Origin of the sequence: Kitasatospora sp. NPDC057198, assembly GCF_042670125.1 — a bacterium.
Taxonomy (GTDB): Bacteria; Actinomycetota; Actinomycetes; order Streptomycetales; family Streptomycetaceae; genus Kitasatospora.
This window is the reverse complement of sequence record NZ_JBHUWH010000085.1, coordinates 1-22,609: the sequence shown is the minus strand read 5'-3', so window position 1 is coordinate 22,609 and position 22,609 is coordinate 1. Positions and strand designations below refer to the sequence as shown.

Sequence of the window (22,609 nt, the reverse complement as noted above, 5' to 3'; positions counted from 1 at the left end):
GGGGCACACCCCTCTCACCTCACCGGCCCCGGCGGGACCGCGCGGCCCGCAGCCACTCATTCCCCTCGGCGGAACGGACGTTCCTGGTGGCGAACCGCATCTCGAACGCCGCCAGCGCCGACCGCAGGCCGGGCGGGGAGTCGGCGGGCACCGGCAGCCGGGTGCAGGTGTCCGCGACGGCCTCGATCCGCCGCCACGGGCCCGCCGCCAGGTGGTCCTCCCCGTCGACCGGCAGCGGCGGCTCCCGCCGCGCCAGCGCGTGCAACTCCGCCGCCCCGGCCAGGGCCAGGGCGTACGCCGTGCGCACCGGCCGCAGCGGGACGGGAAGCACCAGCCGCTCGCCGGAGGCCAGCGCGGCGGTGCTCGCCCGCCGCGCCTCCTCCAGCGCCCGCACCGCGGCCGCCTCCCCGGGGCCGCCCTCCCCGGGCGGCGGCAGCACCGCCGTGGGGGGCCACCCGTAGTCGGTGGCGCACGAGGAGAGCCAGAACCGGCCCGCCGGGCCCGCGCACTGCCACGCGAAGCGCTCCACCAGGGTCGGCGGGGCCTGCACCCGGCACGCGGCCAGGATCAGCAGGTGGTGCGTCGCGGCGACGTCGGCGATCACCTCCGCCGCGTGCCCGAACCCGGGCGGGCAGCCGTACCCGACCGCCGACACCGGGTCGGCGCCGCGCCTGGCGAGCGACCGGACCTCGGTGAAGCCTTGCTGCTGCGCCCGGATCCGCACGTACCGGTCGCGTTCCTCGGGCGCGGGGTCCTGCCGTCGCGTCGTCACCACGGCGTCACCGGTGGTTTGGTGGTGTCGATCCGCCAGACGTACACCGGCGTGTCCCAGGGCAGTCTCCCTGTTTCCGCGAGCTGGATCAGCTTCCAGGCCCGGTGGTTGCCCTCGTCGAACTCCACGCCGTCCCTGGTGATCTTCATGTAGACACCGTTCCAGGGAGCGAACACGGAGTTCAACAGCCGCTTGGGGCGCCTGGCGAGCCGGGTGGCCCGATTCTGCTTCCGCAGGCTCTCGGCGCTCTCGTTCTTGTCCCTGATCTTCCGCAGCTTCAGGTCCGCGATGGTGGCGTTCGGCTCGGGCCCCATCTTCTTGACGATCCGCTGGTACGCGCTGAACTTCGGGTACGGCGGGTCCTCGGCGGTCGGGCAGTTGTGGACCAGGACCGGAGCCGTCCCGACCAGCACGTAGTACGTGTGCACCTGGTCGACCGTCAGGTTGTGGGTGACCACGCCGTCCAGGTACGAGCGCACCGAGCCGACCGTGAGCAGTGCGCCGTCCGGGCCGCGCAGGTGCTCGCCCGGGGCCAGGTCCCCGGCGTCCACCCACTGGCGGCGGGTCTCGCTCCAGTACGGGTGGTGGGTGGTGGAGGTGAGGACGGCGGTCCGGTCCGGGCGGTCGGCGTCCGGGGCCAGGACGAGGTCGGTGAACTCCTTGTCGTCGGGGGTGGTGACGGTGGTGGTGACCTGCTCCGGGCCGGTCTCGCCGGTCTGCGGGTCGGTGGCCGTGACGGTGTCTCCGTCCCGGACCTCTTCGATGGCCCTGGTGCTGCCGTCGGCCATCAGGACCAGGGTGCCGGCGGGGAAGCTGTTGCAGCCCCCGGGCCGTCCGCCGCCCTCGTCACCGGCGCCGGCGTGCGACTCCTCCCCGGCGGGTTTGCTGCTCGGGGCGTCGGCCTTGGCCTCCGGTGTCGGTCCGGCGTCCGCCTTGGTGGCCGCCGCTTCGGCGTCGGCCGCCTCCTTCTCGGTCTTGCGGGCGACGGCCAGGGCCTCGTCGGCCTCCCTGGCGATGCGTTCGGCGCCGCGGACGGCGGTGTACGCCTTCTCGCCCTCGCGCCAGAGCTTGAACGCCTTGATGCCGACCTTGACGGCCTTGAAGACCTTGGTCCACGGGACGAAGTTCAGGGCGGTGTTGATGCAGCCCATCACGTCGCCCTCGGTGAAGCAGGCGCGGGCGTCGTTGAAGCCGATCAGGTCGGCGACCACGTCGACGATCTTGCTGATCAGCTCCTCGCGCTGCTTCTTCGCCTTGACGAGGGCCGCGTCGGCCTCGGTTTTTTTCTGCAGGGCCTGGTTGGTGGCCTGCGTCTTCGAGTTGTCGGCGCCGGAGGTGCCCGTCCCTCCGCTGTCACCGGAGCTGGAGCTCGGCGGGATGTAGATGTACGGGGTGCCGTGGCAGTAGCCGTCGTCCAGAACCTGGCAGGTGCCGTCCGCGTCGGAGCTGTTGACCGGGTCGTTGCCGGAGTAGGCGTAGCTGTTCCACGACTGCGGGTTGGTCGCGACGAACAGCGGGTCGACCGACAGGAAGCGTCCGGTCTTCGGGTCGTACTGGCGGGCGCCGAGGTTGGTGAACCCGGTGCCCTCGACGGTGCCGCCGACGAAGCCCTTGTCGCCCGCCCAGGCGCCGGTGCCGGGCTGGGTGCCGCGGGCGTTGCCGAACGGGTCGGTGGGGCGCCGCACCGTGGCCAGGGTGCCCGCGTCGAACTGCACGCCGGCGGTGCCGTGCGGATCGGCCGCCTGGTAGGCGAGCCGGCTGCCGGAGGCCGAGGTGGTGCGGGCGATGGTCAGGCCGCCGGGGGCGGGGTAGTAGCGGGTGTCGGTCAGTTGCTTGGTGGCGGTGTCGAGGGTGACCTCGTCGCTGCCCAGGTTGACGGTGACCTTGCCGGGGGAGCGCCGGACCAGCTGGCTGCCGTCCGCGTCGTAGACGTAACCGGTGTCCCCGGAGGCGCCGGTGTCGTGGACCTTGGCGAGCCTGCCCTGGGTGTTCCAGGTCAGCGTCTTGGTGCCGGAGGTGTCCGTGATCGACGTGGTGTTGCCCAGCGCGTCGTACGTGTACGTGGCGGTGGACGGGGTGCCGTTCACGCTCGTGGTGGAGGTGAGCAGCGCGTGCGGTCCGCCGGTGCCGCCGCCGGTGGCCGGGTCGGTGGACGGGGTGTTGGCGGCGGGCCCGAAGGTCTGGGTGACCGTCTTGTCCCGGACCACCGCGCCGGCGGGGTCGTGCTGGACCGTGCCGGTCCGGTTGCCGGTCAGGTCGTAGGAGTAGGACTGCCAGTACGGGGCCGGGCCGCCGATCCTCGCCGAGGCGGTGAGCGCGGTCGGCTCGGTGGCGTCGGTGCAGCCGCCGATGCCCTGGACGGTGTTCGCGCCGGTGCCGCTGGTGGTCGTGGTGCCCTTGTCGGTCCAGGCCGCGGAGAGCCGGCCCAGGTAGTCGTAGGTGTAGCACTGCAGGTCGGCGGCGAGTCCGTCCTGCACAGTGCGCACCGAGGTGATCGCACCGGTCTTGTCGTAGGTGTAGTCGGTGAAGTCGACGTGGGTGGTGGTCGAGGTCTGCTTGTCCAGCGTGGAGTTGACCACCCGCCGGGTGGAGGGGTCGTAGTTCTGGGTGGAGACGACCTGCTTCCCGGCCGGGCCGACGGTGCTCTGGTAGGGCTGGCCGAAGTAGTCGTACCTCACGGCCTGGAGGTAGTAGTCCGTGCCGCTGGAGGTCTTCAGGTTGCCGTCGTTGTCGTAGGAGTAACCGACCGTCTCGGCGGGCAGGTCGCCCACCTCGGGCATGGTGGTGGTGTCGGTCAGACCGAGCGCGCCCGCGTACGCCTGGGACCAGGTGTAGGTCTTGGCGAGCTTCTCCTCACCGGTGACCGACGGGATGGTGACCGAACTGCCGGTGGGCCGGTAGCCGAGGTCGTAGCCGGTGACCGCCTTGGTGTAGGCGAGTCTGCCGCCCTTGCCGTCGGGGTTGTCGACGTACGCGGTCGAACTGTCGGGCTTGCCGAGGACCTGGGAGTCGTAGGTCCAGGCGGCGGTCCGCTTCGACGCGTCGTCGGTGCGGTCGCCGTCGTAGCGGGCGGTCTGCCGCCCCAGCAGGTCGTAGGTGAACGAGGAGGTGCCGTGGGCGTCGGTGACGGTGGCGATGTGCCCGGCCCTGTCGTACGTGCTGGACGCGGCACCGGAGTCCGGGGAGGTGCTGCCGGTGAGCTGGCCGAGCAGGTCGTACCGGTACGTCCACTGGTGCGGCGGGTTCGCCGAGTCCTTGATCCAGGTCTGGTGGCCCAGGACGTCGTACCCGTACGTGGTGGCGTCGTAGTCCCCGGTCGGGGTGTCGCCGTGGTACTGCCGGGACTCGACCACCTGGCCGGCCGCGTCGGTGATCGCGGTGCTGGCGTGGCCGCCCGGGACGGGGATGCCGTCGACCCGGTCGGCGCCGACGTAGACGGTGCGGGTGCGCCACTGCTCCTGGGCGTAGGCGACGAACGCGCTGGCGGTGGGCCGGCCGAGGCCGTCGTACTCGGTCCAGGTCTGCGCCGGGACCTCGGAGTCCTGCGGGAGGTAGACGGCGGTGGTCGGGCCGGAGTCCTTGTTGTAGTACGCCGGGGTGGACTTCACCTGCCAGCCGTGCGAGTCGAAGGCCGACTCGGAGATCAGCCGGCCCAGCGAGTTGGCCACCGGCACGGACTGCGCCTGCCGGACCCGGCCCAGGCCGTCGTGGATCTCGATGCTGGTGGCGTAGGTGACGCCGTCGTTGCGCAGGCTGCGGCTGGTGACGGTGGACGGGCCGTTGACGCCGTTGAGCGCGTAGGAGAACGTCCGGTTCGGGTTCTTGGCGGTGCCGGCGGCGTCCGGGGCGCGGCCGGGCTGCCAGACCGAGGTCAGGCGGCCGAGCGCGTCGTACGCCTCGTAGGTGGTGCGGCCGTTCTCGTCGACCGCCTTGGTGGGCAGGCTGCGCCCGGGGTCCAGGGTGGTGGTGGACTTCCAGCCGAGCGGGTTGGTGACCTCGACGGCGGTCGGCAGGGCCCCGCTCGCCGGGCTGTACGCGGTCGTGGTGGTCGCGCCGTCCGGGTGGGCGCCGTCGGTGCGGTTGGGGTCGGTGGTGGCGGTCTGGCGGCCGTACGCGTCGTAGCGGGCGCGGGCGGTCGTCCGGTAGACGGGGGTGTCGTTCGGGCCGTAGGACTCCAGGACCCGGGTCTCGGTCTGGTCGGCCCTGTCGCCGAGCACACCGACGTCCTTGCCGTCGTACACGGTGATCGCGTCGGAGACGGTGTTGGCGGCGTTCGGCCGCTGGTCGCAGCCGCCCTTGAGGGTGAGCACCCGGTACGGGTTCTCGACCATCACCGGGTCGCCGCCGGTCGCGTAGCTGACGGCGGTGCACTGGCGCTGCGGCAGACCGGGCAGCGAGGTGTCGCCCAGGACGTCGGTGGTCAGCACGCGCCCGGCGTGGTCGGGGTCGTAGGTGGCGTCGCGCTCGGTGACCCGCCAGGAGTCGTTCGAGAGCCACGAACGCTCCTTCACCTTCGCGGTGTTGACGTACTTGGCGGTCAGCGCGGGCAGGCCGCCCGGCGGGGTGTGGGTGGCGGTCGCGGCGGAGATCCACGGGCTGGTCAGGGTGCCGCCGATCACCTTGGCGTCCGGCGCGGCCGACTCGAAGTTCTGGGTCTCCCGGACGAATCCGGCCAGTTCGTCGGCGTCGGTGACCGTCTCGCCCCAGGTGTCGGTGACCTGCCCGCCCATGCCGCGCAGGAAGGTCGTGACGTTCTTGGTCTTCGGGCCGTCGGCGCCGGAGCCGGTGGTGGTGGTGACGCTCTGGTAGCCGCGGAAGTTGTCCCAGGTGCGGGTGTCGTCGTCGGCGAACTCGGAGTCGTTGTGGTGCCAGGCCGCGCCGCCGCCGTAGGAGTACTCGGTGATCTTCGCCGTGCTCGGCGAGGTGACCATCGACTCCTCGCTGATCGAGGACACCAGGTACTTCAGGAACCAGTCGTCGTACGGCTTGGTGTCGGGCGCCGAGTTCGGCGGCACCCACTTCACCGGCATGCAGGCCAGGGTGTTGCCCTGCGCCGAGGACGGGATCCGCCCGGCGTCGCGGGAGCAGTCGGCGTCCTTGTAGGTGACGGTGATCCGGCCGCCGGTCTCGGTGCGGATCTCCTTCATCCGCGGGTGGTTGAACCGGGGAGCCGGCGGGACCATGCCGTCCACCCGGTTCGGGTAGGACTGCTGGGCGAAGGTCACCGCGGGCACCGGCAGGTCGGCCTGCCCGTTGCTGCCGGTCCGCTTGATCGAGCTCAGCCAGGCCAGCTTCGGAGTGCCGTCACCCGGGTCGGCCGGGCTCTGGGTCAGCTCCCAGGTGTCCACGGTGCGGGCCGCGCCGCCGGTGTACACTATCGTGGCGATCTTCCGGAGCATCCGGGAGGTCCAGAACGACGGGCCGTAGTTGGTGCACGGCCCGGAGGAGGCGCAGAGCTGGTCCAGCGGGGTGTCCGGCCAGTTCGCCTGGTGGGCAGCGGTCATCTGGGAGGGCGCGCAGGACGCGTCGTCGGCCCAGCAGCGCTCCCGCACCGTGAAGACGATCTTCTCGGCCGGGTCGCCCGCGCCCTTCGAGGCGATCCGGTCGGCCAGCCGCACGCCGTAGCCGATCTCGGTCACGTACGAGTTGCGGTCGTAGGGGGTCAGCGTGCCGACGCCGTTGTTCTGACCGCCGCCCCGGCTGTAGTAGTTGGACTCCTTGGCGTAGCGGTACGTCACCAGGTTGCCGTGCAGGTCGACCGCGTGGTCGAGGTTCCACTGCCAGCCCATCTGGCACCAGGACGCCGCGCCCTTGGCACTGCTGTAACAGGGGTCTCCGGCGTGCGGGTGGTAGACGGGCACGGTGTTGACCGAGTCAGCGGCCGGGTCGGTGCCGTCGCCGCCGGGCAGGTGGTCGGCACCGAACCAGTACTGGGTGCCGTCGGTGGTGGTGACCTTGAAGCCCTCGCCGTTCCAGGCCCCGTTGTCCAGCCCGGTCAGCGGCGTGATCCTCGTGCCGTCGTCGCCCTGCAGGCGCAGCTCGCCGCTGTGGTCGTCCCTGACCACGGTGCCCGAGTGCCCGGCCAGGTTGAGCTGGAGCGCCTGCCCGGCCCAGCACTCGTCGCCCGACATGTCGATGCCGGACTTGGCGCACGGCTTGTACGAGCGGGAGATCGACCCGGGCGACCAGTCCCAGCCCTCGCCGATCCAGGACGGCTGCGCGTTGGTCGCCGAGGTCTTCCCGTCCACCGAGGAGGAGTCGTACTGCAGCACCAGGTTCGGTGCCGCGCCGGCCACCGGGCTCGGCACGTCCACGGTGTACGAGTAGGTGAAGTTGCCCGCGTTGGTGCCCGCGCTCCAGGTCGCGGACGGGCTGATCGGCGTCGCCGCGAACGAGCCCAGCGAGCCCGACGACGACGCCTCCGCCGCCAACACCACGGTGCCGGAGGAGAGCGCGGCGACCGGGCCGTCCGTTCCGGCCGCGGCCTTCGCCGCCTTCGTCCCCGCGTCGGAGAGCGCCGGCAGCTCCAGGTCCGCGGTCAGCGTGCCGCTGACCGCGTCCAGTTCGGAGGTCACCAGGGTGCTGGTACGGCACTCCGGCAGCTCCGGGGTGGTCAGCGCGCACTCGGGCAGCCGGACCAGCCGGGCCCGGTCGGACCAGGTGCCGTCGCCGATCAGGTCCTTGAGGCCGAGCGAGACGCTCAGCAGGTGTCCGGGCCGGGCCGAGCCGCCCGCACCGGACAGCGCGATCACCGGGCCGCTGCGCCCGGCGGCCCCGGAGCGGGCCCGGTCCAGGACGTCGACCTGTACGGACGGCGCCCCGGCGGCGTCCTGCGCGCCCTCGGCCCGGCTGCGGTCCTCGGCCCGGCTGCCGTCCTCGGCCCGGCCGCCGTTCGGTGCGGCGGTGGCGGAGCTCGGTGCGGCCGTGGCCGTGGCCGGGTTCGGTGCGGCGGTGGCGGCCCGGGTGGCCGGGGCCCGGTCGGTCAGGAAGACCGGCAGGTCACCGGCCTGGACGCGGGCCGTGCCGCCCGCCGAGGGTGCCGCGCCGCCGCTGGCCGCCCGGGCGGCCGACTGCTCCGCCGAGACCCGGCCGACCGAGACGGTCGCCGAGCCGGACTTCGGTGCCCGGGGTGTCGCGGCCGCGCCCCGGGCAGGCACGGGATCGGCCGGCACCGCCGTCACGTCGTCGTCGTGGCCGGAGACCGAGGCGGTCTCCTGCACGGGCGTGTTCGGCGGCACCCAGACCTTCGGGATGTCCTTCGCGGCGAACGCGCCCGCGGGCGGCGCCACCAGGAGCGTGGTCAGTACGGCCAGTAGTGTCAGCAGTCCCACTCCGCGCGGTCGGCCGAACAGCCGTCGCCGGAGTGCGGAGCGTCTGGGCAAAGCCCCCACCGTTATCTCCCCAGTGAATGGTTTTCACCGCACCGGGTCCCGGACACCAGAGGGCGTGGCGGCCTTTCCAGTGCGATAGCGATGGCCCAAGGTAGGGAGAACGCGGCCTTCTCCACCAGCGTTCGCGAATTGCCTTGACCATCCCGTGACTTGGGCCGGGAGACCAATCGGGACAAGAATGGACGACGAACCGACCGTTTACGCACGATCGCCGCCTCGAATGGCGGAAAAGCCGCAGTGCCGTCATAAGACCCTTACTGGCAAGGACAATTGACGATGGGTCAACTCCTGCTGCAGGCTTGCCCCGTGGCCTTCCGAGCGATGGTCGAACGCGCGTCCGGAGCGCTACGCCAAGATGCTTACCGGGACCGGAAGATGCCGTGCACCGGCGCCGGCCGCGTTTATGCTGCCCCCGACGACTCGGGGCCCCGGGCCCCGGAAGGGCGGCCGAGGTGGAACAGCAGCGCGAGGGCGAGCAGACCCCGCCCGTCCGGCACCGGCACCGGCGGCCGCTGGTCGGGCGGCGCAGGGTGCTGACCTGGCTGGCGGTCGGGACGGTGGCGGCGCTCGGCGGGGGAGTGACCCTGCGGCAGTCCCTGGCCGGGGCCGACGAGCCCGCCGCGCGGCCCGCACCGGGCGGCGGCGGCAGCCCGGCCCCGGCGGGCCACCGGCACGGCACCGGCGCCCCGCCGCCCGCGTCCGGGAGCCCGCAGCCGAGCGCGCCGCCCCCGCCGGTCGACCAGAGCGGCCGCAAGTGGTCGGACGCCGCGGGCTGGGGCGGCAAGGTGCCCGGCGCCGGCAGTGCGGTGCGGATCACCGACAAGGTGGTGCTGGACGCCGACGCGGAGGTCGGCTCGCTGCTGGTGGAGAAGACCGGCTCGCTGGTGTTCGCCGCCGACCGGTCGCTGACCCTGGCCAGCGCCGGCAACGTCGAGGTGCGCGGCACCCTGGCGCTCGCCCCCGACGGCGCGCACACCCACACCCTGCGCTTCCCGGAGGTCGACGAGCGCCGCTTCGCCGGCGGCGGCATGACCGTCGTCGACACCGACACCGGCCTGTGGGTCACCGGCCAGGGCTACCTGCGGCTGGACGGCGCCCCCCGCACCGCCTGGGCGCGCGCCGCCACCGCGCTGGGGCCCGGCGACAGCACGATCCGGCTGGCCGCCGCCCCGACCGGCTGGCAGCCCGGCGACGAACTGGCCGTCACCCCCACCGCGCCGCCCGACACCGACGACTTCTCCACCTCGTACGACCTGGTCACGGTCGAGCGGGTGGACGGCGCCACCGTCACGCTCACCGCCCCGCTGAAGAACGCCCACCCGCGGGTGGCGATCGGCGGCGGGGCGGTCTTCGGCGCCGAGGTGCTCAACCTCAGCCGCAACGTCCGCGTCGAGGGCACCGAGAAGGGCCGGGCGCACGTCCACCTCACCTCCAGCCGCCCGGCCGACGTCCGGCACGCCGCGCTGCGCTGGCTCGGGCCGCGGACGGACGGCAAGGACAGCTGGAACGGGAAGCCCGTCACCGAACCGGTGCTCGGCCGGTACGGGCTGCACTTCCACATGCTGCTGGACACCTCGCGCGGCACCGTGGTCGAGGGCGTGGTCGTCCGCGACACCGGCAGCCACGCCTTCGTGCCGCACGCCAGCCACGGCATCACCTTCCGCGGCTGCGTCTCCCACGACACCTGGGAGGACGCGTACTGGTGGGACGGCCCGATCGACACCCGCACCCCGCAGGGCCCCTCCGACGACATCGCCTACGAAGGCTGCGTCGCCTCCCGCACCGTCTACGAGCCCAACCCGCGCGGCTACCGGCTCACCGGCTTCAGCCTCGGCGCCGGGACGGGCTCCTCGGCCCGGGACTGCGTGGCCGTCGGCGTCCAGGGCGCCGCCGGCGCCTCCGGCTACGAGTGGCCGGAGACCAGCGAGGGCGTCTGGACCTTCGAACGCTGCCTGGCGCACAACAACCTGGAGAACGGCGTCTTCGTCTGGCTCAACGCCGAGCACCACCACACCGTCACCCAGTACGCGGCCTACCACAACGGCGGCTGGGGCATCGAGCACGGTGCCTACCTGAACGACTTCGACTACACCGCCTCGGTGCTGTACGGCAACGCGGCCGGCGGCATCGCCGTGCACGCGCTCGGCCGCGACAAGGGCACCGTCTTCGACGGGCTGCTGATCGACGCCGCCGGGCAGTCCGACTACGCGGTCTCCACCCTCAAGCACCAGCTCGAGGGCGAGGCGGTCACCCTCAGCCGCAGCCGGCTGACCGGCTACCGCAAGGCCGGGGTGGCGTTCCGGGCCACCGGGGACGGCGAACCGGACGACATCGCCGTGCTGGACTGCGAGTTCGGCGGCCCCCGGGGCAGCGAGCTGTGGCTCGACCCGGAGGCGCCCGAGCCCAAGGAGATCCTGTTCCGCCCGGCCGGGCAGGGGCAGACCGTCGCGCTCACCAAGGGCGAGGGAGGACAGGGCCTGGCCGGCGGCGGGGGGAACGCCGGGTGGAACGCGGCCACCGCCCCCGCCGAGGCGCCCGCCCCGCCGCGGGCGGTCGCGCTGCCCGCGCTCGCCTTCACCGACAGCGCACCGAAGACCGGGCGGGTCACGGCCGGTTGAGCGCCCGGGGCGCGGCGGGCCGCGGGTTCGGCGGGCCGAGGGTTCGGGGTGCCGCGGGCCGGGCGTTCCGGCTGGGCGTTCCGGCTGGGCGGGTCCGGTGGGTCGTCGGGGGACGGACGGATCGAGCAGTCGGACGGGTCGTGCGGGTCGGACAGGTCGGGCCGGGAAAGCGCGACGGGCGGGGGCGCGCCGATTCGCTGCCCCTGCCCGTCGCGGTCCTCGGTAGGCGTCAGCGCGCCGCGTGCGCCCCCGGGGAGGTGCGCTGCTGCTCGGCGGCCGCCTCGGCGGCCTCCAGCTGCTCCTGGGTGGGCTCGGGGAGCGCCGCCAGGTAGGCGGAGGCGATCAGCTGGCCCACCGTCGGGTACGCGCCGATCGGGGCGGCGCTGGCGCAGCCGGTCTCCTCGGCGGCGGTGGCCAGCAGCTCGGGGTCGGCCTCCGGGCCGATCACCAGCGGGGCCAGCGCGGGGCGCTCGGAGCCGGTGGCCCGCAGGTGCGCCACGGCCGCGGCGACCGAGCCCGGCACGTCCAGCGCGGCCGGGACCACGGGCACCGCCAGCCGGGAGGCCAGCAGGACGCCGGTGATGCCCGCCGAGGCGGCGGCCTCCTCGCCGCCGACCGTGGTCAGCACCACGCCGTCGGCGGCGGTGGCGATGGCGAACAGCCGGGCCCGGTCGGCTCGGGCCAGCCCGGCCTCGGACAGCCGCACGTGCACGGCCTCGGCCAGCAGCGGGTGCGGGCCCAGCGGGTCCAGCACCTGGGCGCCGGTCTCGGCGGCCAGCTTGTGCAGTTCGGGCAGGAAGTCGTGCGGTCCGGGCACCAGCGGGACGACCACCGGCGCGGGCTGCCCCGCCTCGGCGGCCGCGGCCAGCAGTTCGGCCACCGTCGGCGCGTCCTCGCCGCCCAGGTAGGCCGCCGTCACCTCGATGCCCGACTGCTCGGTGCGGACGAGGGACAGCAGCTCCTCGACGACCGGACGGCTCTCCGGCCCGGCGGCGGTTGGGACCGCCAGCACCAGGGCAGGCGAACCGGCCATGATCTCGGGGCGCTCGGGACGGCGGTGGCGCCCCCGCGCACGGGAGCCTGGCGTACGGACGGGCAGTGGCGCGCCCGGGATGGCTGCGGTGCTCATGCGCCAGATCGTAGGACATGTCCCCGCGCGCGTTGCAGTCGGATGCCGACAGTGGGCGGCTTTCGGTCGGGAAGTGACAGTGATCACAGTGTGAATCGTGACTGCCTGTGAACCGCGTTGTAGGGGGTGAAGATCGACAACGCGCTGACTGCCGTGTGCGGACGGTCATGGAGTGACTGGCGTTTCGCCCGGCTGTGTCCGCTTACGACCCGTCAATTACGCGGCTGTGAAGGCTTGGTGACGGCATCGGCACGTTCCTTTGCACGGGAAATTTCCCATGCTGATGCACGTGCAGGGGGGTTATCATCACGTCAAGTGAGGCATTCGCCAGGCTTTGGGGAGAAGACAATGCGTGAGGCGTACAACGGCATGGCGGCGACTGACCTGGACGGGGTGGTCTGGCAGAAGAGCCGTCACAGCAATTCGAAGGGCAACTGCGTGGAGTTCGCCGCGCTGCCCGGCGGCGACGTGGCGGTGCGCAACTCGCGTTTCCCCGAGGGCCCGGCGCTGGTCTACACCCGGGACGAGATCACCGCGATGCTGCTCGGGGTGAAGGACGGGGAGTTCGACCACCTCGGGGGCAATCCCTGACTGGGCTTCAACTCCCGTCCACCCGGGCCGTCGTGGGATCCATCCGCGACGGCCTCCGCTTTTCCCGGGCGGCGGCCGGCTGACTGATCCTCCGCCAGTTCGGCCTCCCGGCACAGGATTCGGTGCGCCGGGAGGCCGGTTCCGGTGTCGGTTTTCGGTCTCGTTGCCGGTGGGGGCGATGGCGGTGACGGGCGGGGCGGGGCGGACGGAGCGGTTCAGGCGGAGCGGCGGTGACGGCCGGGGTTCGGCAGCTGCTCCGGGCCCGGCGCGGCCGTGTGCGCGTCGAACAGCGCCCAGACCACCTTCCCGGCGCCGGCCAGCGGGTGCCAGCCCCAGGAGCGGGAGAAGGAGTCCACCAGGTGCAGGCCGCGGCCGGACTCCGCCACGAAGTCCGCCTCCCGCGCGACCGGGCCCGTACTGGACGGGTCACTGACCGCGCAGACCACCTGCGGGGAGCGGTGCACCAGGCTGATCCGGATCGGCAGCGCCTCGGCGGCCGCCTGCGGGCTGCTCTGGGCCGGGACCCGGGACGGCTCGCTCTGGCCGAGCGCGTGCCGCAGCGCGTTGGTCACCAGCTCGGACGCCACCAGCGCGACGTCGTCGAAGATCTCCTCCAGGCCCCAGCCGTCCAGCGTCCGCCGGGTGAACTCCCTTGCGGTGCGCACCGCTTCGAAGCGGGGAGCGAGAGTGCAGCTGACCACATGAGGGTCGGTCGCCAGGACCGTACCGGTGCTCATGAAGAGCTCCTCCCATAAGGGGGCGGACACGGCGGGACCCACCGGGGTCATGCCGGTCACCTCCGACTCGCTCGGCCGCCGGGCCGCCGGGTCGACCGGTCCGCACACACAAGTACCCAGCGACGCGCGGGCGTTGCCGGGAGGGTGTGCGGGTTCGCGCATGGGGTCGACGCGGAGCCCGCGGGATTGCCAGGGCGTGCAAGTGCACGTGCACCATGGTCCTCTGCGCTCACGGCAGATGCAAGAGTCGATTCACGTGCAGTCGTGCGATTGGCATATGCATGCTCCGGATGCACGTGCAAGATGGACCCCGAAGTGGCCGAAGCGGTAGCCCGCTGCACCACTACCGGCACTCAGTGCGCCCGACTGATGGCAGACTGTGCAACTGGTCCGTCCAAGTGGAGGTTTGGTCCGATGACCACAGTTCAGCCCGGCGGGGGCTCGATGGTGCGCCGCATCCTCCTCGGCTCCCAGCTCCGCCGGCTCCGCGAGGGCTGCGCCATCTCCCGCGAGGACGCCGGCTACGCGATCCGGGCCTCCGAGTCCAAGATCAGCCGGATGGAACTCGGCCGGGTCTCCTTCAAGGAGCGGGACGTCGCCGACCTGCTCAGCCTCTACGGACTCGCCGCCGGCCCCGACCGCGAGGCCCTGCTCGCCCTCGTCCGCGAGGCCAACAAGTCCGGTTGGTGGCACAGTTACAACGACGTGCTGCCCAACTGGTTCCAGACCTACATCGGACTGGAGGAGGCCGCCGCGCTGATCCGCACCTACGAGGTGCAGTTCGTCCCCGGGCTGCTCCAGTGCGAGGAGTACGCCCGAGCGATCTTCGCGCAGAACCGGCCCGTCCTCGCCGAGGAGGAGGTCGACCGCCGGGTCGCCCTGCGCACCCGCCGCCAGAAGCTCCTCACCGAGGGCCGCGGCCCCAAGCTCTGGGCCGTCATCGACGAAGCCGCGCTGCGCCGCCCGGTCGGCGGCCCCGAGGTGATGCGGGCCCAGCTGGAACACCTGCTGGAACTGGCCCAACTCCCCAGCGTGGTGCTCCAGGTGATGCCGTTCCGGTTCGGCGCGCACGCCGGTGAGAGCGGCGCCTTCTCGGTGCTGCGCTTCCCCGAGCAGGACCTCCCCGACGTGGTCTACGTGGAGCAGCTCACCAGCGCCCTCTACCTGGACAAGCGCGACGACGTCGACGAGTACCTCCAGGTGATGGAGCGGCTGTGCGTGGACAGCCTCACCCCGCAGCAGACGCTCGACCTGCTGCTGTCGATCCTCAAGGAGCAGTAGCCCGGCGGGTGCCGCGGAGCGCTTCCGGCGTGCGGGGCGGGGTGCTTCCGGCGCGCGGGGCGGCGCGGGGGCGGCGCGTGTCGGCGCGCGCGGGGTGCTCGTGGAGTGCGCGGGGGCGTGGAAGGTGCGGGGGAGTGCTCCCAACTTCCTTGTCGCAGGCGGCAGTTCGGTCTCGGCGCTGCTGCTCCGATTGACCGTGGCCCGCCGAACTGCCATGGTGTCTGCTCCGAAGTCCGCACCGCCCGTCCGGGTCGGTGCGGACGGCGCGTGCCGGCTCCACCAACACGGGGGTTTGGTGGAGCCGGGCTTCCGGGCGCAGCGCCGGGGCGCTTCGGGCGGCGAGGGGTCGACCGCCCGGGTGTTCCTCAGCGCACCGCCCGCACCTCCTCCGCCGTCTCCGTCCGGGCCGTCACGGTCTGGGCTGCCGCCGTCGCCGTCCGGGCCGTCTCCGTCTCGGCCGTTGCCGTCTCGGCCGTCGCCGGTGCCGGGCGGCCGGAGCGGAGCGCGCCGGTCAGCGCGATCAGCAGGCCGAGCGCGGTGGTGCCCGTCACCAGCAGCAGTGCGGGCCGGTAGCCCGCCAGTTGGGCGTGCGCGCCGGTGCCGCCGGCGCTGCCCGCGGTGAGCACCGCCGTGGTGACGGCCAGCACGATCGCGCCACCGACCTGGAGCGCGGTGTTCACCAGGCCCGAGGCCAGACCCTGCTCGTCGTCCGCCACCCCGGAGGTCGCCGCCACGTTGATCGAGGGGAAGGCCAGCGCGAAACCGGCGCCGATCAGCAGCATGCTCGGCAGCACCAGGCCGAGGAAGCCGCTGTGCTCGTCCAGCCGGAGGAACAGCGCGTACCCGAGCGCCATCGAGGCCACGCCGACCGGCAGCACCCGGGCCGCGCCGAACCTGTCCAGCAGGCGGCCGACGGCGCCCGCCGAGAACGCCACCACCGCGCCGCCGGGCAGCAGCCCGAGCGCCGTCTCCAGCGCCGACCAGCCGAGCAGCCGCTGCAGGTACAGCGTGGCCACGAACTGGAAGCCCGCGTAACTGCCCATCAGCGTCAGCGCCGTCAGGTTCGCCCGGCGGACGCCCGCGTCGCGGAAGATGCCGAGCCGGACCAGCGGGTGGGCGGTGCGGGTCTCGATCAGCAGGAAGGCCGCGGCCAGCGCCGCCACCAGCAGCAGCGAGGCGACCGTGCGCAGCGAGAGCCAGCCCGCGCCCTGGGCCTCCGTCACCGTGAACACCAGCAGCAGCACCGCCGCGGTGCCGGTGACCGCGCCCGCCACGTCGTACCCGCCGGAGGCGCGGTGCTCGTCGCCGCGGCGGGGCAGCAGCTTGACGCCGGCGAGCAGCGCGACCAGGGCGACCGGGACAGGCATCAGGAACGTCAGCCGCCAGCCCGCCGACGTCAGCAGCCCGCTGATCACCAGGCCGAGCGAGAAACCGGCGGCCGAGCAGGTGGTGTATATGGAGAGCGCCCGGTTGCGCGCCGGGCCCTCCGGGAACGTCGTCGTGATGATGGAGAGGCCGGCCGGGGCGGTGAACGCGGCGCTGACGCCCTTCAGGAAGCGGGCGCCGATCAGCAGCGGCCCGCTGTCCACCAGCCCGCCCAGCAGCGAGGCGCCGGCGAACACGGCCAGGGCGACCAGGAACACCCGGCGGCGGCCGAGCAGGTCGGCCGCGCGGCCGCCGAGCAGCAGCAGCCCGCCGTAGCCGAGGACGTAGCCGCTGACCACCCACTGCAGGGCGGAGTCGGACAGGTGCAGGTCGGCGCCGATGGAGGGCAGGGCGACGCCGACCATCGACACGTCCAGCGCGTCGAGGAACATCGCGGCGCAGAGCACCACCAGGGCGCCCCACAGGCGGGGGCTCCAGTGCGAGGCGGCCACGGGGGAGCCGGCCGGGCGGGCGACGGCCCCGGGGGCGTCGGCCGCAGGGGTGTCGGCCGCGGGGGCGTCGACCACGGGGGTGCGGATCACGGTCGTGTCGGTCATGGCACAGAACGCTACATGCACACGCATGGGATGCAAACACATTTAATGTGGGTGCAACAGATGTGTCTGCATGTGCTACGGTGGCGGCGTGACCGACTTCGACCCAGACCGTGATCCCGCCGCGGAGACGGCGCTCAGCGAGCAGTGGCGCGCCCTGCTGGCCCGCCACGCGGCCACGTCCTGCGCCATCGACCGCGAGCTGGGCGAGGCGTTCGGGCTCGGCGTCAGCGAGTTCGAACTACTGGAGCGGCTGCGGGAGTTCGAGCTGGCGAAGCCCGGCGGCGGCGAGCGCGCCCAGACCCTGGCCGGCACCGTCCACCTCAGCCAGAGCGCGTTCTCCCGGCTGGTCGCCCGGATGGAGAAGGCCGGCCTGCTCCAGCGCACGCACTGCCTCGACGACCGGCGCGGCATCTACATCGCGCTCACCGAGGAGGGCCGCGAGCGCTACGCCAGGGCCCGCCCCGTGCACCGGCGGATCCTCGCGGAGACGCTCGGCCCCGAGGGCTGAGCGGCTGAGGGCTGAGCGGCTGAGGACTGGGCGGGGGAGGGCTGGGCGGAGGAGCGGCTGCGCGCAGAACGGGAAGCGGGGGAGCGGCGCCGAAGCCCGGAAGCCCGGAAGCCCGGATCGGCGCCGGGGCCGGAGCCGCGCCGGCGGCCGAGCGGCCGTCGACCGCCCCGCCCAGCCGGGCTCAGAGCAGCGCCGACAGCCCCGGCGCCGCCGCCAGCAGCGCCGCGCCCAGCGGGGCCGCCAGCGCCGTCAGCGTCCACCCGAGCCGGGCCGGCACCGGCAGCCGGGGCTCGCCCAGCAGCAGCCGGTCCACCCGCGCGGGGGACTGCGCCAGCTGGGCCGGCGGGCAGGAGGCGAACACCGAGCTGTTCAGCTCCGCCAGCGCCAGCGCCGTGGTCACCCGGCCGTGCCGCCGTGCCGCCCGGTCGTCCGCCGCCAGCTCCACCAGCACCGTCACCTGGTCGCGGAACGCGGAGAACACCCCTACTCCGGGGAAGCCGGTGGCCAGCGCCTGCGCGCACTGCGCCAGCCAGTGGTGCCTGGCCCGGACGTGGCCGCGCTCGTGGCTCAGCACCGCCGCCAGCTCGCGGTCCGACAGCTGCTGCAGCGCCCCCGTGGTCACCACCAGCCGGGCCCGCGGCCCCGGCAGCGACCACGCCTGCGGCCGGACGTTCTCCAGCACCACCAGCGGCTCCCGCACCCGGCGCCGGCGGGGCAGCAGCGAACTCGGCAACTCCGGCGCCCGACTTACCAGTTGGGCGTGCCGGTGACCGCGCTCCGCCCGCGCCGAACGGACCTCCCGGGCCAGCGACACCGCCGTCCACACCCCGCCCGCCGCCAGCACCGCCGCCGACAGCCGCCCCCAGCCCTCCAGGCCGACCAGCTCGTACGCGTCCTCCACCCCGGCCGGGGCGCCCGCGAACACCACGTCCCGCCAGGCGGGCAGCGCGGCCGCGCTCGCCAGCAGCAGGCTCAACAGGCAGCACAGCAGCACCGCGACCACCAGCATCTGCCACACCAGCAGGGCCAGCACCGGTTCGCGCTCCGGCCAGCGGGCCCGGGCCAGGCGGCTCGGCGCCACGGTGGCGAGCAGCAGTCCGAGCAGCAGCAGGCTCAGCAGTGCCGTCATGGCAAGGTCTCCCCGGAGGAGGGGGCGAGGGCGCGGCGGTGCGCCTCTCCCAACCTATGCCGCCACACGTCCGCGCGGAACGCCCGGGTGGGTCCAGTGACCAAGACCACGCCCGGACACCGCCCCCGACGCCCCGTCAGCTCCCGCGGGCCCCCGCCGACCGCGTGCCCGTACGAGGGCCGCGACCGCGTTCACATCGACAGCAGCATCGCGAACATCCCGATCCCCATCGCCGCCCGGCAGGCCCGCGGCAGCGGCGCCACCACCGCCGGGCCGCCCGCCGTCGGACCGCCCACCGCCAGCACCCGGCTGCCCTCCCACAGCGCGTACGCCCCGAAGTACACCAGCAGCACCCCCGTCAGGACGGGCAGCCCGCCCGGCTGCCCGTGGTGCCCGGCGTGCCCGCCCGGCGCGCCGCCCCCGCCCGCCATCGCCAGCGCCATGTACGCCATCGCCAGCGCGCCGATCCCGTGGTGCAGCCGGTGCGCCCGCAGCCCGACCCCGCGCCCGGCCAGCGCGCGCACCAGCAGCACCACCGCCAGCAGCGCGTACGGCCAGCCCCAGAACACCCCGGGCAGCAGCGCCATCCCGGCCATGCCCAGGCCCATCGCGGCCTCCAGCACGTCCGACTCGCGGCGCGCCCGGTGGTGCCCGCCGCAGGCCGGGTCGGTGCTCCGGTCGGTGTTCCAGCGGCGCACCCGCCACCCGCAGTAGCCGCCGCTGCCCGCGGCCAGCGCCGCCAGCAGCCAGCTCACCAGCGCCGGACCGTGCATCGCGTCCCCCTCCGTGCCCTCGGCACCGGACCCGCCGGACCGGCCGCTCCTCCCACGATCACCGACCCCGTCCGGGCGCAGCAGGGCGTGAACGGGGGCGCACCGAGGCGTGACCGGTCGGGCGCGCACCGTGGGCGCCCCGGTGGCGGGCCCCCGGGCCCCGGGGGATGGTCGGGACAGACCGGCCGCCCGCTCCCGCCGACGCCGGATCTGTCCGTTTCATCCACGGTGGCGGGAACGACGGAGGGTGGTACTACGAACTGGAGCATCTACCGTCCGGGTGGCCTTGAGCCGGAGAACCTTTCGCATTTAACGTGGTCCTGTCGAAATAACTCCTGTCGAAGTGAGCCTGTGATGCAGAATCTTTCGCCGACGCTCGCGCTCGCGGGCGACGCCCACGCCACGGAAGCCCGCACCACGGAAGCGGAACCGGCCGCCGACCGGTCCGCGGGCCCGGCCGGCCACCCCGCCTGGCCGCGCCTCAAGGCCGCCGTCGAGGCGCTCCGGCCGCTGCAGTCCAAGGACGGTTCGATCGACCTCGCCGCCGTGCCGCGCAGCGCCGTCGACCCGCTGGTCGCCGCCGTGCAGGAGGCCGTGGCCGAACTCGCCCCCCTCTTCCCGCACGACGCCGACTACCTGGCCGCCGTCCGCGCCGACCTGCGCAAGTGGGCCGACACCGGCTACCGCGAGCCCGACTTCCTCGACTCGCTGCTGGCCTTCCGCCCGAACGAGCACCGCGTCGACGGCACCGGCCACCTGGTCGTCTTCCCGATGTACACCCAGAACGGCAACCCGGACCGCAACCTGGAAGCCGTCCTGCTGAAGGTCGTCTGGCCCGAGTGGATCGCCGAACTGGAGCGCACCCGCTTCGACAACCCCGGCTACCTCGGCATCGCCTTCGAGGACTTCACCGCCGGCTACGACACCAACTCCGCCGTGCTCTTCCCCGAGACCGTGGCCGTCCGCGAAGCGCCGGAACGTTTCACCTGGGGCGGCATCTTCTGCGACCGCGAAGCCGCCCGCTTCCGCGCCGTCACCACCAGCGCCGTCCGCCAGCTCGGCCTCGACATCCCCGCCGACGCCGCCGGACTGCTCGACGACCAGGACCGCACCCAGCAGACCTTCGTCCTGTGGGACCTCGTCCACGACCGCACCCACAGCCACGGCGACCTGCCGTTCGACCCCTTCATGATCAAACAGCGCAGCCCGTTCTGGATGTACGGCCTCGAAGAGCTCCGCTGCGACCTCAACACCTTCAAGGAGTCGGTCCGCCTGGAGGCCGAGGGCCACCCCCAGGGCCGCGACGTCCAGTACGCCATCCTCTTCGACCGCCTGTTCCGCTTCCCGGTCAGCGGCGACCGCGTCCGCAACTACGACGGCCTCGGCGGCCAGCTGCTCTTCGCCTACCTGCACAAGCACGACGCCCTGCGCTGGCGCGACAACCGGCTCACCATCGACTGGACCCGGGTCGCCGACACCACCAACCAGCTCTGCGCCGAGATCGAGACCCTCTACCGCGACGGCATCGACCGCCCCAAGACCGCCCACTGGATCGCCGCCTACCAGCTGGTCTCCCGGTACCTCACCCCGCACCCCGCCTCCACCTGGGCCAAGGGCCCCGAGGCGCTCCCGCTCGACCTCGCCGACGACAAGGCCCTGCGCAAGGCGCTGTGCGACGCCGTCCACCCCGACGAGTTCCCGCTCAGCATGTTCTACGAAGCACTCGCCAAGAAGCTCGGCCGCGTCATCGCCGGCACCAAGGGCATCACCGGCACCAGCACCCAGGAGGTCGCCGCGTGAGCACCCCCCGCCCCGCAGCCGGCCCCCTCGACGGCAAGGTGATCGCCGTCGCCGGAGCCAGCGGCCCGGCCGGCCGGGCCGCCCTGCGCCGCCTCGCCGCCGACGGCGCCACCGTCATCGGCGCCGACATCGACCAGCACCGCCTGGACGCCGCCCTCGCGACCGTCCGCGACGCCGTCCCCGGCGCCCGGGTCCACGGCCAGGTCATCGACCTGCTCGACCCGCAGGAGGTGCACGACTGGGCCGACCACCTGGAAGCCGAACACGGCCACGTCGACGGACTGCTCCACCTCGTCGGCGGCTGGCGTGGCAGCAAGACCTTCTTCGACTCCCGCATCGACGACTGGGACTTCCTGCACGACACCGTCGTCCGCACCCTCCAGCACACCTCGCTGGCCTTCCAGCCCGCCCTGCTGCGCAGCCCCGCGGGCCGCTACGCCATGGTCTCCGCCGCCGCCGCGCACAAGCCCACCGCGGGCGGCGCCGCGTACGCCGCGGCCAAGGCCGCCACCGAAGCCTGGACCCTCGCGATGGCCGACTCCTTCCGCAAGGAGACCACCGCCCCCGACGGCGATCCCACCGCCGCCGCCGTCATCCTGGTCATCAAGGCCCTGCTCAGTCCCGAGATGCGGGCCGAGAAGCCGGACGCCAAGTTCCCCGGCTTCACCGACACCGCCGACCTGGCCGCCACCCTGGCCTCCCTCTGGGAGCGCCCCGCAGCAGAACTGAACGGACAGCACCTGTGGCTGACAGCCCGATGACCCCCGCCGCCCCCGCCCCCGGCCCGACCGACGCGGTACGGCACCACGACCCCGCCGTCCGCGGCTTCGCCAGCGACAACTACGCCGGCATCCACCCCGAGGTGCTCGCCGCGATCGCCCTCGCCAACGACGGCCACCAGGTCGCCTACGGCGAGGACGCCTACACCGAACACCTGCAGACCGTCTTCCGCCGCCACTTCGGCGACCGCGCCGAGGCGTACCCCGTCTTCAACGGCACCGGCGCCAACGTCGTCGCCCTCCAGGCCCTGCTCCCGCGCTGGGGCGCGGTCGTCGCCGCCGAGAGCGCCCACATCAACGTCGACGAGGGCGGCGCCCCCGAGAAGCTCGCCGGCATCAAGATCCACACCGTCCCCACCCCCGACGGCAAGCTCACCCCCGCCCTGATCGACCAGCAGGCGTGGGGCTGGGGCGACGAGCACCGCGCCCAGCCGCTCGCCGTCTCGATCACCCAGTCCACCGAACTCGGCACCCTCTACACGGTCGACGAGGTCCGGGCGATCTGCGAGCACGCCCACGAACGCGGCATGCTCGTCCACATGGACGGCTCCCGGCTGGCCAACGCCGCCGCCTCCCTCGGCGTCCCGTTCCGGGAGTTCACCACCGACGCCGGGGTCGACGTCCTATCCTTCGGCGGCACCAAGAACGGCCTGCTGCTCGGCGAGGTCGTGGTCGTCCTCGACCCCGACAAGGTCCGCAACCTCAAGTACCTGCGCAAGATGTCGATGCAGCTCGCCTCGAAGATGCGCTTCGTCTCCGTCCAGTTCGAGGCCCTGCTCACCGGAGACCTCTGGCTCCGCAACGCCGGCCACTCCAACGCGATGGCCCGCCGCCTGGAGGCCGCCGTCCGCGACGTCCCCGGCGTCACGGTCGTCCGCCCCGTCCAGGCCAACGCCGTCTTCGCCCTCCTCCCGCGCGAGGTCAGCGAGCGCCTCCAGAAGCGCTACCGCTTCTACTTCTGGGACGAGCACACCGGCGAGGTCCGCTGGATGGCCGCCTTCGACACCACCGAGCAGGACATCGACGCCTTCGCCGCCGCGATCGCCGAGGAGATGGCCCGCCAGGACTGACCGGCGCGCACCTCCGGTACCTACGCCGGATCGGAGGCGGGACGAGTTT

General features: G+C 73.4%; 14 protein-coding genes. 7 read left to right on the top strand and 7 right to left on the bottom strand.

Annotated features, from left to right (window positions below):
- Window positions 1-19 precede the first annotated feature (19 nt).
- Both ACFUEL_RS13120 and ACFUEL_RS13115 read right to left on the bottom strand, forming a co-directional pair.
- Window positions 20-772: a hypothetical protein gene (locus ACFUEL_RS13120; protein ID WP_380236236.1), complete on the bottom strand. Its 753-nt coding sequence runs from the start codon at window positions 770-772 to the stop codon at window positions 20-22.
- Window positions 769-8,103, bottom strand: coding sequence for a polymorphic toxin-type HINT domain-containing protein (locus ACFUEL_RS13115; RefSeq protein WP_380236235.1), 7,335 nt, complete (start codon window positions 8,101-8,103; stop codon window positions 769-771). The genes ACFUEL_RS13120 and ACFUEL_RS13115 overlap by 4 nt, the downstream gene beginning before the upstream one ends.
- Before the next feature lie 512 nt (window positions 8,104-8,615).
- Here ACFUEL_RS13115 and ACFUEL_RS13110 point away from each other — a divergent pair.
- Entirely contained in the window at window positions 8,616-10,781 is a 2,166-nt protein-coding gene (locus ACFUEL_RS13110) for a hypothetical protein (RefSeq protein WP_380236234.1), read from the top strand.
- 229 nt (window positions 10,782-11,010) lie between these two features.
- On the opposite strand, the gene ACFUEL_RS13105 is transcribed toward ACFUEL_RS13110, so the two are convergent.
- The gene (locus ACFUEL_RS13105; protein ID WP_380236233.1) at window positions 11,011-11,910 is read right to left on the bottom strand and encodes a hypothetical protein; all 900 of its coding nucleotides are present in this window, start codon (window positions 11,908-11,910) and stop codon (window positions 11,011-11,013) included.
- A gap of 348 nt (window positions 11,911-12,258) precedes the next feature.
- Between ACFUEL_RS13105 and ACFUEL_RS13100 the strand changes: the two genes are divergently transcribed.
- Complete coding sequence (locus ACFUEL_RS13100) at window positions 12,259-12,501, top strand: DUF397 domain-containing protein (protein ID WP_380236232.1); 243 nt, start codon at window positions 12,259-12,261, stop codon at window positions 12,499-12,501.
- A gap of 215 nt (window positions 12,502-12,716) precedes the next feature.
- Here the strand turns inward: ACFUEL_RS13100 and ACFUEL_RS13095 are convergent, their stop codons facing one another.
- Window positions 12,717-13,238 (bottom strand): ATP-binding protein, encoded by a 522-nt coding sequence (locus ACFUEL_RS13095; protein ID WP_380236231.1) that lies wholly within the window; start codon window positions 13,236-13,238, stop codon window positions 12,717-12,719.
- Window positions 13,239-13,652: 414 nt separating this feature from the next.
- Here ACFUEL_RS13095 and ACFUEL_RS13090 point away from each other — a divergent pair, with 414 nt between their 5' ends.
- Complete coding sequence (locus tag ACFUEL_RS13090; protein ID WP_380236230.1) at window positions 13,653-14,519, top strand: helix-turn-helix domain-containing protein; 867 nt, start codon at window positions 13,653-13,655, stop codon at window positions 14,517-14,519.
- 365 nt (window positions 14,520-14,884) lie between these two features.
- On the opposite strand, the gene ACFUEL_RS13085 is transcribed toward ACFUEL_RS13090, so the two are convergent.
- Window positions 14,885-16,501: an MFS transporter gene (locus tag ACFUEL_RS13085; protein WP_380236229.1), complete on the bottom strand. Its 1,617-nt coding sequence runs from the start codon at window positions 16,499-16,501 to the stop codon at window positions 14,885-14,887.
- An 88-nt stretch (window positions 16,502-16,589) separates the two neighbouring features.
- On the opposite strand from ACFUEL_RS13085, the gene ACFUEL_RS13080 reads away from it, so the two are divergent.
- Window positions 16,590-17,009: a MarR family winged helix-turn-helix transcriptional regulator gene (locus ACFUEL_RS13080; RefSeq protein WP_380236228.1), complete on the top strand. Its 420-nt coding sequence runs from the start codon at window positions 16,590-16,592 to the stop codon at window positions 17,007-17,009.
- 181 nt (window positions 17,010-17,190) lie between these two features.
- On the opposite strand, the gene ACFUEL_RS13075 is transcribed toward ACFUEL_RS13080, so the two are convergent.
- Window positions 17,191-18,138 carry a M56 family metallopeptidase gene (locus ACFUEL_RS13075; RefSeq protein ID WP_380236227.1) on the bottom strand — a complete coding sequence of 316 codons (948 nt, stop codon included), beginning with the start codon at window positions 18,136-18,138 and terminating at the stop codon, window positions 17,191-17,193.
- 191 nt (window positions 18,139-18,329) lie between these two features.
- On the bottom strand, window positions 18,330-18,911 hold the full coding sequence (locus ACFUEL_RS13070; protein ID WP_380236226.1) for a DUF5134 domain-containing protein: 582 nt from the start codon (window positions 18,909-18,911) through the stop codon (window positions 18,330-18,332).
- A 354-nt stretch (window positions 18,912-19,265) separates the two neighbouring features.
- On the opposite strand from ACFUEL_RS13070, the gene ACFUEL_RS13065 reads away from it, so the two are divergent.
- From ACFUEL_RS13065 to ACFUEL_RS13055, 3 genes are read left to right on the top strand one after another with little or no spacing between them, the layout of a single operon-like run.
- On the top strand, window positions 19,266-20,711 hold the full coding sequence (locus ACFUEL_RS13065) for a DUF6421 family protein (RefSeq protein WP_380236225.1): 1,446 nt from the start codon (window positions 19,266-19,268) through the stop codon (window positions 20,709-20,711).
- Window positions 20,708-21,472: an SDR family NAD(P)-dependent oxidoreductase gene (locus tag ACFUEL_RS13060; protein ID WP_380236224.1), complete on the top strand. Its 765-nt coding sequence runs from the start codon at window positions 20,708-20,710 to the stop codon at window positions 21,470-21,472. The genes ACFUEL_RS13065 and ACFUEL_RS13060 overlap by 4 nt, the downstream gene beginning before the upstream one ends.
- Window positions 21,469-22,560, top strand: coding sequence for a threonine aldolase family protein (locus ACFUEL_RS13055; RefSeq protein WP_380236237.1), 1,092 nt, complete (start codon window positions 21,469-21,471; stop codon window positions 22,558-22,560). Before ACFUEL_RS13060 ends, ACFUEL_RS13055 begins: the two co-directional genes overlap by 4 nt.
- Window positions 22,561-22,609 lie beyond the last annotated feature (49 nt).